Annotated in this window: 12 protein-coding genes; 4 read left to right on the top strand and 8 right to left on the bottom strand. The window is 64.5% G+C overall.

What is annotated here, in order from left to right:
* Window positions 1-51: 51 nt before the first annotated feature.
* The 5 genes from ACFQU0_RS16595 to ACFQU0_RS16575 form a co-directional block, all read right to left on the bottom strand.
* The gene (locus ACFQU0_RS16595) at window positions 52-312 is read right to left on the bottom strand and encodes a helix-turn-helix domain-containing protein (RefSeq protein WP_382202731.1); all 261 of its coding nucleotides are present in this window, start codon (window positions 310-312) and stop codon (window positions 52-54) included.
* Between the two features lie 115 nt (window positions 313-427).
* Window positions 428-1,276: a carboxylating nicotinate-nucleotide diphosphorylase gene (gene nadC / locus ACFQU0_RS16590; protein WP_382202729.1), complete on the bottom strand. Its 849-nt coding sequence runs from the start codon at window positions 1,274-1,276 to the stop codon at window positions 428-430.
* Between the two features lie 20 nt (window positions 1,277-1,296).
* Entirely contained in the window at window positions 1,297-1,746 is a 450-nt protein-coding gene (locus ACFQU0_RS16585) for a bacteriohemerythrin (RefSeq protein ID WP_382202727.1), read from the bottom strand.
* Window positions 1,747-2,481: a sulfite exporter TauE/SafE family protein gene (locus ACFQU0_RS16580; RefSeq protein WP_067513685.1), complete on the bottom strand. Its 735-nt coding sequence runs from the start codon at window positions 2,479-2,481 to the stop codon at window positions 1,747-1,749.
* Window positions 2,478-3,452, bottom strand: coding sequence for a Bug family tripartite tricarboxylate transporter substrate binding protein (locus tag ACFQU0_RS16575; protein ID WP_382202724.1), 975 nt, complete (start codon window positions 3,450-3,452; stop codon window positions 2,478-2,480). Before ACFQU0_RS16575 ends, ACFQU0_RS16580 begins: the two co-directional genes overlap by 4 nt.
* Before the next feature lie 120 nt (window positions 3,453-3,572).
* Here ACFQU0_RS16575 and ACFQU0_RS16570 point away from each other — a divergent pair, with 120 nt between their 5' ends.
* Genes ACFQU0_RS16570 through ACFQU0_RS16560 form a run of 3 tightly spaced genes read left to right on the top strand, consistent with a single transcriptional unit; the run spans window position 3,573 to window position 6,212 of the window.
* The gene (locus ACFQU0_RS16570; protein ID WP_382202722.1) at window positions 3,573-4,535 is read left to right on the top strand and encodes a PDR/VanB family oxidoreductase; all 963 of its coding nucleotides are present in this window, start codon (window positions 3,573-3,575) and stop codon (window positions 4,533-4,535) included.
* Window positions 4,532-5,716 (top strand): Gfo/Idh/MocA family protein, encoded by a 1,185-nt coding sequence (locus ACFQU0_RS16565; RefSeq protein ID WP_382202720.1) that lies wholly within the window; start codon window positions 4,532-4,534, stop codon window positions 5,714-5,716. The genes ACFQU0_RS16570 and ACFQU0_RS16565 overlap by 4 nt, the downstream gene beginning before the upstream one ends.
* 4 nt (window positions 5,717-5,720) lie before the next feature.
* Window positions 5,721-6,212 (top strand): MarR family winged helix-turn-helix transcriptional regulator, encoded by a 492-nt coding sequence (locus ACFQU0_RS16560; RefSeq protein WP_382202718.1) that lies wholly within the window; start codon window positions 5,721-5,723, stop codon window positions 6,210-6,212.
* Here the strand turns inward: ACFQU0_RS16560 and ACFQU0_RS16555 are convergent.
* The 3 genes from ACFQU0_RS16555 to ACFQU0_RS16545 all read right to left on the bottom strand — a co-directional run bounded on the left by ACFQU0_RS16555 (window position 6,209) and on the right by ACFQU0_RS16545 (window position 11,772).
* Window positions 6,209-7,198 (bottom strand): ABC transporter substrate-binding protein, encoded by a 990-nt coding sequence (locus ACFQU0_RS16555; protein ID WP_382202716.1) that lies wholly within the window; start codon window positions 7,196-7,198, stop codon window positions 6,209-6,211. The genes ACFQU0_RS16560 and ACFQU0_RS16555 overlap by 4 nt on opposite strands.
* Before the next feature lie 10 nt (window positions 7,199-7,208).
* The gene (locus ACFQU0_RS16550; protein WP_382202714.1) at window positions 7,209-8,528 is read right to left on the bottom strand and encodes a Rieske 2Fe-2S domain-containing protein; all 1,320 of its coding nucleotides are present in this window, start codon (window positions 8,526-8,528) and stop codon (window positions 7,209-7,211) included.
* Window positions 8,529-8,862: 334 nt separating this feature from the next.
* Window positions 8,863-11,772, bottom strand: coding sequence for a Tn3 family transposase (locus ACFQU0_RS16545; RefSeq protein ID WP_284306841.1), 2,910 nt, complete (start codon window positions 11,770-11,772; stop codon window positions 8,863-8,865).
* A gap of 173 nt (window positions 11,773-11,945) precedes the next feature.
* Between ACFQU0_RS16545 and ACFQU0_RS16540 the strand changes: the two genes are divergently transcribed.
* Window positions 11,946-12,098 (top strand): hypothetical protein, encoded by a 153-nt coding sequence (locus ACFQU0_RS16540; protein WP_382202711.1) that lies wholly within the window; start codon window positions 11,946-11,948, stop codon window positions 12,096-12,098.
* Window positions 12,099-12,246: the final 148 nt, after the last annotated feature.

Below are 12,246 nucleotides of genomic sequence, written 5' to 3'. Positions count from 1 at the left end.
ATCAACGATCTACCAACACCACCTCCGCGCCAGTGCTAGCTTTTCGTACCGTCACTTATTGCACTGAAAACGAGGAGACCCCAAGTCCTCGTGGACGGATGCCGCGATCCGCAAGGCATTAGCCATCGGCACCATTTTGTTCTTCACCCGAACGAGCATCGGGTCACCGAATGCCTTACACAACCGGGCCAGCGCGTTGCTCATGGACAGCTGGCTCAGATTCAGGCGCTCATTGGCCTTGGAGACGCTGCGGGTCTCTATCAGCGTCTCGAAGATCACGAGTAGGATGAGAGCTTCCTCATGCAGATTCATGCAAATGCATCCCTAGCGTTTCCAAGATGGCTGCACGTTTGTACGGTTTCGTACAGACGAACCGTGCCGCCCGTACATCTGCCGGGCGAGCCCAACCCAAGCCGGGGCACTGATCTCAGCCTTCGACGGGTTTCTCGCTGAAACGCATCGAGAAATCGACCGCATTCACGTCCTTGATCAGGGCGCCGACCGAAATGCGGTCGACGCCGGTCTCGGCGTAGGGGCGCAGCGTTTCGAAGGTGACGCCACCCGAAATTTCCAGGCTGCAGCGGCCATCGGCTAATCGTACGGCCTCGCGTATTGATTCCAGCGACATGTTATCCAGCAGCACCATGTCTACGCCGGCATCGAGAGCCTCCCGCAGTTGGCGCAGGGTTTCGACCTCGACCTGAATGAAACTGACGCGATCCTTGAAGACTTGCGCCGCGCGGAAGGCGGCGGTGAGGCCACCGGCCGCCGCGATGTGGTTTTCCTTGATCAGGATCGCGTCGTACAGCCCCATGCGGTGGTTCTTGCCGCCGCCGCAGCGCACCGCGTATTTCTCGGCCGCGCGCAGACCCGGCAGCGTCTTGCGTGTGTCGAGGATGGCGGCCCGCGTGCCTTCGACGGCCTTGACGTAGCGCGCGGTCTTGGTTGCGACACCGCTAAGGGTCTGCAGGAAGTTCAGACAGGTGCGCTCTGCGGTAAGCAGTTCGCGCGCAGATCCCTCGATCAGCACGATCTTCTGGCCCGGCGCACAGGTCTGGCCATCGTCTACCAGCCAAGTAGCCGTCGCTGCAGGCGCGACGCGCCGCAGCACCTCGTCCACCCAGGGACGTCCGCATATGACAGCAGCCTCGCGACAGATGATGGTGGCAGTGGCCAGCGCTTGGACTGGCACCAGCAATGCGGTCAGATCCCCCGTACCCACATCCTCATCAAGCGCTTTCTGCACATCGATACGCGTTTGTTCAATCAGATCCATAAATCTCTAGTCCTTGAAACTCAGGCACTCGCTACACCGCGTCGCAGTACCACGGGCTTGCCACCCAGGCGGCGCTTGCACATCCAGTGCGCCAGCGCCGCGTCCATGTAATCGGCGTGGCCGGGAAACCAGCGCGCCAGCTCACCGGCCAGCCGGTGACATTCGCTGCCGTCGCCTTGCTCCAGCAGGGCCTGCACATGCCGGACCGAGCGCAGTACCGCCGCGTGCTCATCCGCATGGCAGTCCCGCGCCGGGAAGCCGGTCTCGGTCATCCAGCGATCCTCTTCGTCGAAATGCGCCTGCAGATGGCTGGTCACGGCGGCCAGGCGCTTGGGCAGCTCGTGATCGGGAGCTGTTTGCAGCGCGGCGACCACCTCGACGAACTCCTCGTGGCGCGCATCCATGGGGCCGTAACCCAGAAGCAGTGCATCGCTCCAAGCCAGCTGGGGGGGAGTAGGGGGGGTAGACATTTACTTAAGCAGTAGCAATATCGCGAGTACGATCAGGAAAACCAGCAGCACGCGTCGGAAGCGATTGTCGTCCAGATGCTGGCGCAACGCCTTGCCGGCCAGCAGGCCTGCAGCCATGGGAACCAGGGCCAACAGTGACCCTGTCAGTTCTGTTGGGCCGAGACGGCCGAACAGCAGCATGGCGCCGTACAGCGGCAGCGCCGCCGACAGATAGATGATGCTAATGCTGCCCACGAACTCGTCGCGGCGCAGCCGCAGTGCCATGAGATAGGTGATGATGACCGGGCCGGTGAGCGAGGACACGCCGCCCAGCAGGCCCGACAGCAGTCCTACGCCGACACCGACGGCCCGCTCGCGCGAGGCCGATATCTGCAGGGTGGGCTTCCACGCCATCAGCGCCACGGCCAGCAGCACCGCGCCGGCCAGCATGGCGCTGAGCTGGGAGGCACTGAGGGCCAGCGTCATGCGCACGGTCAGCACCGTGGCCAGGAATTGCGCCGCGATCAGGCCGCCAAAGCGCTGCAGGCTGGGCACCAGCCGCCCGCCCTCCACGGCCTGCCAGAAGTTGGACGCCAGCACCGGCACCACCAGCAGGGCGATGGCCAAGTGCGGGGGCATGCCCAGCGACAGCAGGGGCACCGCCACCAGCGGCAGCCCCACGCCCAGAGCGCCCTTGACGAGCCCGCCCGTCAGCAACGCCACCGCGAACAGCAGCCAGGGTAGATCAGGGATCATTCTGCTTTCAAGTCGGCGATCTTGCCGGCGCGCGCCATCGCTTCGTTTTCAACAGCGATCACGCGGGCGTACTCAGCGGGGCCCGCGCCGACGGGGTCAATCACTGCAGCATTGAAGGTTTTGATGACTTCTGGATGCTTGACGACCTCAGCGATCTCCTTGCTAATTCGATCAATCGCGTGCTGTGGCGTACCTGCGGCAGCGATGACACCGACAACAACTGCGAAGTCAAAGCCAGGTACTGTCTCTGCAACAGCAGGGATGCTAGGCGCTTGAGCCGAACGTGTCGCAGCGTTGCTAGCCAGTAGGCGCACCTGATTGTTGTTATAAAAGCCCCGCATGGAAGGCAACGCCGCGACCGAGAAATCCACCTGACCGCCCACCAGTGCCGGCGTGGACTGGCCCGAGCCGCGGAACGGCACATGGCGGACGTCCAGCGACAGGGCATGCTTGAGCGCCTCCATGGTGAGGTGGTGCGTGGAGCCGATACCCGACGAGCCGTAGGTGAATTCACCCGGCTTGCCCTTGACCAGCGTGACGAACTCCGCAAAGGTGTTCACGTTGGTCTTGGGGTGGGCTACGATGAACAGCGGCGAGCGCGCGATCAGCGAGACCGGCAGGATGTCCTTGCCCACCCGATAGGTGGCGGACTTGTTGACCAGCGGCGTGATCGACAGCATGGAACCGTCCGAGACAATGAAGCTGTGGCCGTCTTGCGGCGAGCTCTGTAGCAGGCTCTGGTAGGCCACCACGCCGTTGCCGCCAGGCTTGTTGTCCACGATGACGGACTGCCCCAGGCGCTCGCCCAGGCGCTGCGCCACCACACGCGCCACGGTGTCCGGTAGCCCGCCCGGCGCATAGGGCACGATGAACTTGACGGGTTTGGTCGGATAGGCTGGCGTTTGGCTCAGTGCCGCGAGCGGGATGGTCAGGCCGGCTGCGGCCAGGGCAAAGATGATTCGGCGTTGCATGGCATTGTCTCCTGTGGGGGCGGTGCGGGGTGACTTGTGGTTTGCTTAGAAAACTAAGATAATCATTCTTGCAAACTGTTCGATTGCTGTCAACTTGAAACCCTGCCTGGTGCTAAGACAATGACCACCTCACTGATGACCCTGCGCGTCGAACGCGCCGAGCCCGCTGCGCGCGGCATTCAACGCTTCGAGCTGCGCCACCCTGACGGCGTCGAACTGCCGCCGTTCACGGCCGGCGCCCACGTCCGCATCAAGACGCCCAGCGGCGCCATGCGCCAGTATTCGTTGAGCAACGACCCGGCCGAGCGCGACCGCTATGTGATTGCCGTCAAGCGCGAAGGCGACGGCCGGGGTGGTTCACTGAGCCTGGTCGATGGCGTGCGCGCCGGCCAGATGATCGAGGTGGGCGAGCCCGAGAACCTGTTCGAGCTCGACTCCAAGGCGCGCAGCTTCGTGCTGATCGCAGGCGGCATCGGCATCACGCCGATGATGGCCATGGCTCGCCACCTGCTCGCGGAGGGCGAGCGCAGCTTCAAGCTCTACTACCTGACGCGTGACCCTGAGGGCACGGCCTTCCTGGACGAGCTCCGCGGCCCCGACTTTGCACCGCACGTGGTGATGCACCACGATGGCGGCAACCCGGCCAACACCTTTGACCTCTGGCCCGTGCTGGAAAGGCCGGGCAGCGCGACCGGCCGCCACGTGTACTGCTGCGGGCCGAAGCCGCTGATGGACGCGGTGCGCGACATGACAGGTCACTGGCCTGCCAGCGCGGTGCATTTCGAGAGTTTCGGTGGTGACACCAAGCCGCATGCCGATGACAAGCCCTTCGAGGTGCGACTGGAGCACAGTGGGCGCACCGTCACGGTTCCCGTGGGCCGATCCATCCTCGAAGCTCTGCGCGACGAAGGCGTGCATGTGCCCAGCTCGTGCGAGAGTGGCACCTGCGGCTCGTGCAAGACGCGGCTGATCGAGGGCGAGGCCGACCACCGCGACCTGGTGCTGCTGGACGAGGAAAAGGCCGACCACATCATGGTCTGCGTCTCGCGCGCCAAGACCGCCACCCTGGTGCTGGACCTATGACGCCGATCCGCCTGGGGGTTCTGGGCCTGGGCCGCGCCTTCACCCTGATGGTGCCCACCTTCACCGGCGACACCCGTGTGAAGCTGGTCGCCGCCTTCGATCCGCGCGAGGGCGCGCGCGCCGCCTTCGAACAAACCTTCGGCGGCACCGCGCAGACCTCGTCCGAGGCCGTCTGCGCCGATCCCGCAGTCGAGTGGGTCTACGTGGCCACCCCGCACCAGATGCACGTGGACCACGTGGTGACGGCCGCCCGCCACGGCAAGCACGTGCTGGTGGAAAAGCCGCTGGCCCTGAGCCTGGAGGACTGCACCCGCATGATCGAGACCTGCGAGGCCGCCGGCACCCAGCTCATCGTCGGGCACAGCCACAGCTTCAACGCGCCGGTGCTGCTGACGCGCCGCCTGATCGCCAGCGGGCGCTGGGGCGCGGTGAAGCTGGTGCACGCCATGCAGTACACCGACTTCCTCTACCGCCCGCGCCGGCCCGAGGAACTGGACACCGCCCAGGGCGGCGGCGTGGCCTACAGCCAGGCGGCGCACCAGATGGACATCATTCGCCTGCTGGCCGGCGGCGAGGTGCGCAGTGTGCGCGCCTTCACCGGCCGCTGGGACGCAGCCCGCCCCACCGAGGGCGCCTACACCGCACTGCTGACATTCGCCAACGGCGCCGTGGCCAACGCCACCTACAACGGCTATGGCCACTACGACAGCGACGCGTTGATGGACGGCGTGGGCGAGATGGGCCGACCCAAGTTGCCTGACGCCCACCGCCAGACCCGAGCGCGCCTGCGCGCGGTGACCAACGAGGCGGCCGAGGCGGCGCTGAAGGCCGAGCGCAACTTCGGTGGCTCGCTCTACGCCCCACCCGCCGCCGACGCGCCCGACGCCTGCCAGCACTTCGGGCCGGTGCTGGTGAGCTGCGAGCGCGGCGACCTGCGGCTGACGCCGCGCGGCGTCATGGTTTACGACGACCAGGGCCAGCACTTCGAACCGGCCCAGGTCCCGGCCGTGCCACGCGCCGAGGTGATCGACGAACTGTGGGCTGTGGGCCGCGAGGGCCAGGCGCCCCTGCATGGCGGGCGCTGGTCGCGCGCCACAGTGGAGGTCTGCCTGGCGCTGCTCGAATCGGCCCGCGCGGATACCGATATCATGCTCAGGCATCAGATTCCCGCACCCGCCTGAGCCCATGTCCCCCACCCACCACCCCCTGCTGCGCCATTGGCGCGAGGCCGTGCCCGATGACCGGCTGGCCCACCTGATCCGCGACGTGGCGCGGGCCCAGATGCGAGCGCTGCAGTTGCGCCTGCAGGCGCATGGGGTGTCCTTTGGACACTGGACCTTTCTGCGCATCCTCTGGATCGAGGACGGACTGACCCAGCGCGAGCTCAGCGAGCTGGCCGGGGTGATGGAGCCCACCACCTTCACCGCCGTCAAGGCCATGGAGCAGATGGGCCTGATCGAACGCCGTCAATTGCCGGGCAACCGCAAGAACATGCACGTGTTCCTCACGCCCGCTGGCCGCGCCCTGGAAAAGATGCTGGTGCCGCTGGCCGAGGAGGTCAACCACGTCAGCGTGGCCGGCCTGGGCGACAAGCAGATCGCCACGGTGCGCAAGTCGCTGCTAACCATGATTGAGAACCTTGCGGCCGATGAAGTCGACGGCGGGCTCACAGTTTAGATCGCGTAGCTCTCGTAGGTGGCCGGGTGAAAGATCTCGTCTACCGACAGACGCCGTACCGACAGGCCCTGCGAGTGGTGGTGGCGCAAGAAGGTCTCCAGCGTGGCGCGGTTCTTGTCCACGCCGTAGGACCAGTAATCGTCGCCCATGGTCTCGCGCGCGGCCTTGAGTTGTTCTTCAACAAAAGGCAACGTGACCTTGGTGGCCGAGGTGTCGGACAGTGCCTCCAGCGCAGCCGCCTTGGCTTGGCTGAAGGCCTTGAATACCGCGCCCGGCAGCCAGGGGTGCTGCTCGGCCAGGGTCTTTCGCACGCCCACCACGTGCATGATGGGGAAGATGCCGGTGCGGCGGTAATAGTCCTTGGCGGTGGCGGTGGGGTCGTCGAACAGCCAGCCCACATTCGGGTTGGCCAGCACGTGGACCGAGGGCGGACGCGGCGCCATGAAGCCGTCGATCTCGCCCCGGTCCAGCAGATCCGAAATCGTCATGCCCTCGGGCGCGCTTTCGAGCGTCACGCCCGGCGGCAGCTGCAGCGCGATCTTCTCGGGGCGGCCCGGGGTCTCGATGCCGCCGCGCACCCAGGTCACGTCCTCGGGCGCGACACCGAAATCGTCGTGCAGGATGGCGCGTGCCCACACGTTGGCGCTGAGCTGGTACTCGGGCAGGCCGATGCGTTTGCCCTTGAGGTCCTCGGGCCGCTTGATGCGGTCCTTGCGCACGTAAAGAGAGGTGTGGCGGAAAGCGCGCGAGAGGAAGACCGGCACCGCGACGTAGGGACAGTCGCCCTTGGCGGTCTTGACGCAGTAGCTGGAGAAAGACAGCTCGGAGATGTCGAACTCCTGGCTACGCATCGCACGGAAGAACATCTCCTCGGGGTAGAGGTTCATGAACACCGGATCGACGCCGTCGATCTGGACGCGGCCATCGAGCAGGGCGCGGGTGCGGTCGTAGTCGCCCATTGCGACCGAAAGTTGCAGTTTTGCCATATGCTGGAGATCAGGCTTTCACGGTGTAGGAAGTGTCGAGTTCGGGCGAGTCGGCCTGAGCCGCCCACACGTACTTCGCCTCATATTGGCGCCAGTCTACGGTTTTTGGAATCACACCTTGGAACGAGCAGACACTTTCAGCAATCGAGAGCTCACCTGCGCCGATCGCATCACCGCTCTGCTGGAAAGTGCGTACCGCCTCAATCATCTGCTTGCGGAACTCGACGATGGCCATGTCGCTGGCGCCCAGCCGGTCATTGCTGCGATCTGCGATCTTGCCCATGGTGATCCACATCGCCATGTCCTGATTTGGAATGCCTTTGATGCCGGTGAAGTTGCCGGCCTTCATGGCCTGGCGGTCCTGCCAGAAGCGGTTGTCGTAGTTGCGCAGCGGCCGGTACTGGCTATCCAGATCAACGCCAACGGACTGCCCAAGGAACTTGCGCCAAGTTTCGGTCTCAGGCGTCTGCGCTGGATCACCCCAGCCAATGAAGTAGAAGCAGGTATTTGTATCGTCCACTGGGACGTTCACGTTGGCCACGTTGTACAGGTTGTTAGGCGGAATCAACACCGTCCACGGCGCCACGAATACCGTGGTCCGCACGTAGTCGTGCGTCTGCGCATTGAATATGGGGCGACGGATGGCTGCGTAACGAAAACCATAGTCGCCACGCTGCACCTGCATGCGCGGGGCCTTGTCGGTTGATGGGCGCAGCCAGTTCTTCTCATTGGCTTCCGCGCCATGGACGCGAGCCGGAACCATATCCGAACTGTGCAGGCTGGAACTGTGGGCCGAGTCAATTGCGCCTTCCAGAATCTGGGCCCAATTGCAGGGCAGAACCACCTTGGCGATGCTAACTCGGGCTTCAGCTGTCGGCGCCCATCGCGGCGGCACGAATTCGGGCATCTGGTCTTGCGCCCCCATCCAAGCCCACACGAAACCGCCCCACTCCTTGGTCGGATAGGCCTTGTGCTTGGTTTTTTCGGCGAAACCGCTGGCGGCCGGCTCGGACACCATCTCCAGCACATTGCCAGCCACGTCCATCTTCCAACCGTGGTAGAGGCAGCGCAGGCCACCTTCCTCGTTGCGGCCAAACACCAACGATGCGCGACGATGAGGGCAGTACTCATCGAGCACACCGACCCGGCCGTCACTGTCGCGGAAGACAACCAAGTCTTCACCAAGGATGCGAGCCTTGACCGGCGTACCGTCTGCTGCAGGCACCTCCTCTTGAAGGCAAATGGGAACCCAGTGCCGGCGCATCAGTTGGCCCATGGGGGCACCGTTTTCGACGCGGCACAAGAGGTCGTTTTCTTCGGTCGTGATCATGTTTGGTCTCCAGAAGTTGGCAGCCGATAAAGTGGGAGTGCACCAAGATTTTTCTTAGTCTTCTAATTATATTTATGGAGTCCAGCGAATGCAAGTGGCATCCGAAACACGTCTTCGACAAATTGGCCGTTTGGCAGCGTAGCAAACCTGTGAGCTTGCTGCGCCACTGTGAGGGGTCCCTTTGATTTCAGTGCAAAAAGTGACGGTTCCCATCCGCCCGGAGAGCGAGCATTTGCGCGGGTCTGGTTCCTTGGCCCAGGGTAAGTCTTTGTCAGGCAATGATTTTCTGTTGGTCCCTCATTCGGCCTGCGAAGCCCTGTTTGTGGGGTTGATCTCATGCGGAGGCGCTTGTTTTGCGGGCCGTTTGTGAGGGCAGGATCTGGGCTGCATAGCGGTCCACCGGGAAGCGGAAGACCCCACGCAGGTTGATGCCCTCCAACCGTGTAGGTGCCACCCGCCCGATGAGCTCTGGCGGCACGATCTGGCGCCGGTTGGCCCACCGATCCAGCACGGTCTGCATCTGCGCCGTGTTCCAGGACATCACGATGTTGGCCAGCAAGCTCAACGCATCGGCCACCGCCTGCATCTCGTCGGCGCGCCGGGCTTGCGCTGGGCCGACGCGGCCGGTATAGATCGCCCGTTTCAGTGCATTGACTGCCTCGCCGCGGTTGAGCACCCGTCGCAACTCGCGTCGGAAGGCCTCGTTGACGAAGTAGTCGGCCAGGAATGCCGTGCGCAGCAGCTTGCCCACCTGCACGCCGGCGTCGTAAATCGGGTCGCCTCTGGCGGCCGAGCCGAACCGGGCCAAGGTGCTCACCGCGCTGGCATGCCCGCTCGACACCGAAGCCGCCAGGTGGACCAGACTGTCCCAGTGGGCTTCAATCAACGCGGTGTCGATGCCGGCCTCACAGACGGCAGCGATCTCCTCGGGTACCTTCATGCCGCGCGGCACGAACAGACGCCGCTGCTTGAGCTCCTTGAGCCTGGGACACAGATCGAAGCCCAGCAGCCGGGCCAAGGTCATGGCGAAGTCGGTGTAGCCGTGGGTGTCCACGGCCAGTTGTGTCGTCTCGACCCGCTCTTGCCGCACAACACCCTCGATAGCCGCGCCGGCCTGGCGTTCGTTGAGCACGATGGGCTGAGCGTGGAAGATGCCCCAGCGGTCACGCACGTGGCTGTAGATGCCGATGGAGGCCGTCTGCCGCCTTGGATCCTGGCGCGCCTGCCATACCCGTCGGCTGGTCTCCAGGCTCATCATGTCCGAGGAAGCCAGGTCGGCTCGGCCCCAAGTGGCGGCAATGGCGTGGCGTTGCATGTACTGCAGCACCGCCTGGCAGGCCAACGTCAGGCGCCGCTCGTCGCTGGCCCAGCGCATGGCCTGGCGGATGCTCGCGGCCGACAGCTGAGGGATCATGCGCGCGCACTCGGCCGCCGTGAGACTGGTGCCGTGGGCCAGGATGCCGGCGTAGACCATCAGCAGTTCCTGGCCAGAACGCGGCTCACGGCCAAGCATCACCCAGCTGAAGCGCACCTGGGCGTCCACCGCCAGGATGACTTCTGGCAGTTGAACCTCGCCAATGCGTTGATCGAGACGGTGGCGTAACTTGGTGACCTCGGGGTCTTCGTCGTCGGCCACCAGTGGCGCCAGGTGCAGTTCATCATCCACCCGCAGCGTTCCGGTGCGCACGGCCGCAGCCACGGCATCCACGCCGGCGCGCACACGCTCCAGCAGCGGTGCGAGGAAGTTGCCCGCTTTGACTGGCATCTGGAGTCTGGCGTAGTGGCGCCGGGCCTCGGTCTTCCAGCGCTCATCCGGAATAAACAGCCGTTCGCGACCCCGGAAACTCAGCGAATGCTCGACCCAGACCGAGCCATTGCGAACGGCTCGGCGCAAGGCCAACAGCGTGGACACCTCCAGCGCCCGGAATGCCCGCTCGCGGTCGGTGTCGGAGATGTCCTGGCGCCATGCCGCCCCCAGCCTTGCCGCCGTGAAGTCCTTCGGCAGGCTCTTGTCACCGGTCGCATACTGCGTGCGCAAGGTGTCCAGTGCTTGCAGTGCCGGATGTTCACCCGTAGCCTTCCAGGCCAAGCTGCTGACGGCGACCAAGAGCGAGCGCACAGGGACGATGGTGGCGATCAGTTGCCGACGGATGCCCGACGCTCGGCTCGGAGCCTTCTGCGCGCGCCTGGCGGCAACCAGTTCACGCAGCTTGGTACGCAGTTCAGCCGAAGCAGATTCGTCCTCGACCAGGTCCGTCAAATCCTGCAATAGCAATTGGTACTGCCGTGACCAGTCGACGGCGGTACCCACCTCGTCAGCGCATTGGCGCCAGAGATCCGTGACGCGGCGCTGGAACATAAGGATGAACTGGTCCGTGGTCGTCAGCAGGCAGTAGCGCAGGAAGCAGGCCAACTCGACGGTTCGTGCTGGCTCCTTGACGCGTTCGCTGACCGAGGGCGGACGTGTGGCCATGCGCCGGGCGTAGCGGCGCACCAGCGTGCCATTGAGCTCGCCCAGGTGGCGATCCAGGCCCAGTCCTTTGAGGAAGGTGATGCGCTCGAGCACTTCAGCAATCTGGCGCGTGGAATGCTTGGCAGGCGCGCTCCACAACCAGCTCTGACAGTGCTGGCCATCTGGCCGGCTGGCGGTTATAGCCGCCGCCCATAGCTTCAGGGTGGCGGCCGGCACCATGGTTCGCACGGACGCAGCAGCGGTGGTTTCGAGATCGTCGAGTGCAGCCGCCACTATGCTGCGAATGGCGCGCTCGTGCACGATGATCAGTCGGTGTTCATACAACCAGTGGCGGGCCCACAGCAGCAGGCGCTCGCGATCGGCGGTGTGCGCCACCTCGTCGCGCAATACACGCACGAGCGCACGGCGTTGGTGTTCGCTCATCCAGGCAAAGCCCAGAACCTCGCAAGCCTGCTGCTGGTGGTCGAACAGGGTGCGGCCCCGGGTGTAAAGCGCGCGCAGCGAGGCCAAATCCGGTGTCTCGATCTCCAGCAGTTTGCCCAGGTGGCGCAGCAAGGCCACTGGCACGGCACGAACACTGTTCAATGGGCGCCCGCTCATGCGTAAGAAACCGATGTGCAGCGCCAAGCCCAGCTTATGGCGGTCGCCCCGGCGCCGCTCGATCAGCTCTTTCTCGGCAGGGCCGAAGCTGAAGAAGGCCTGCAACTCGAAGGCAGAGATCTCCCGCGGCAGCTCACGCAGGCCCAGATAAGGTGTTTGCCAACCCTGCATCGCCGCCGCTCCTCAAGAGTCGAAAGGCAGCTAAAGATACGCTCGGCCAGACCGAACAGCAACTGCAGTGGAATCAACGACTTACCGCGCAGGGCCCGCGCCGTTGCTCGGCAAACGAACCGTCACTTTTTGCACTGAAATCAAAGGGTCCCCGCTTGGCACCGCCGGCGCCCATGTCTCAGCGACAGTTGAGCATGGCCTTCGAGTCCCCGGTTCTCCAGGGGATGAGCCCGGGCGAACGCGCCACCGCGATTGCGCAACTGGCGTTCCTGCTGCTGCAAGCAGCGGGTGTTCAACAGACGGGAGCTGACGATGGCGAACACTGATCTGTTGCCCGCCACCGTACTGCGTCGGAAGGCCGTCGTCTACGTGCGGCAGTCCACCCAGACGCAGGTTCAGAATAACTTGGAGAGCCAGCGCCGTCAGTACGACCTGGTCGAGGAAGCACGCCGCCGTGGCTTTGCGCAGGTCGAG

It is taken from the genome of Hydrogenophaga defluvii, assembly GCF_042665235.1.
GTDB classification, from domain to species: Bacteria; Pseudomonadota; Gammaproteobacteria; order Burkholderiales; family Burkholderiaceae_C; genus Hydrogenophaga; species Hydrogenophaga defluvii_A.
This window is presented reverse-complemented; position numbering and strand designations above follow the sequence as displayed.

Coding starts and splice junctions, on each gene's coding strand:
- ACFQU0_RS16550 (WP_382202714.1), bottom strand. CDS start 8,528: ATGATCACGACCGAAGAAAACGACCTCTTGTGCCGCGTCGAAAACGGT.
- ACFQU0_RS16595 (WP_382202731.1), bottom strand. CDS start 312: ATGAATCTGCATGAGGAAGCTCTCATCCTACTCGTGATCTTCGAGACG.
- ACFQU0_RS16585 (WP_382202727.1), bottom strand. CDS start 1,746: ATGTCTACCCCCCCTACTCCCCCCCAGCTGGCTTGGAGCGATGCACTG.
- ACFQU0_RS16540 (WP_382202711.1), top strand. CDS start 11,946: ATGTCTCAGCGACAGTTGAGCATGGCCTTCGAGTCCCCGGTTCTCCAG.
- ACFQU0_RS16545 (WP_284306841.1), bottom strand. CDS start 11,772: ATGCAGGGTTGGCAAACACCTTATCTGGGCCTGCGTGAGCTGCCGCGG.
- ACFQU0_RS16555 (WP_382202716.1), bottom strand. CDS start 7,198: ATGGCAAAACTGCAACTTTCGGTCGCAATGGGCGACTACGACCGCACC.
- ACFQU0_RS16580 (WP_067513685.1), bottom strand. CDS start 2,481: ATGATCCCTGATCTACCCTGGCTGCTGTTCGCGGTGGCGTTGCTGACG.
- ACFQU0_RS16575 (WP_382202724.1), bottom strand. CDS start 3,452: ATGCAACGCCGAATCATCTTTGCCCTGGCCGCAGCCGGCCTGACCATC.
- ACFQU0_RS16560 (WP_382202718.1), top strand. CDS start 5,721: ATGTCCCCCACCCACCACCCCCTGCTGCGCCATTGGCGCGAGGCCGTG.
- ACFQU0_RS16565 (WP_382202720.1), top strand. CDS start 4,532: ATGACGCCGATCCGCCTGGGGGTTCTGGGCCTGGGCCGCGCCTTCACC.
- nadC (WP_382202729.1), bottom strand. CDS start 1,276: ATGGATCTGATTGAACAAACGCGTATCGATGTGCAGAAAGCGCTTGAT.
- ACFQU0_RS16570 (WP_382202722.1), top strand. CDS start 3,573: ATGACCACCTCACTGATGACCCTGCGCGTCGAACGCGCCGAGCCCGCT.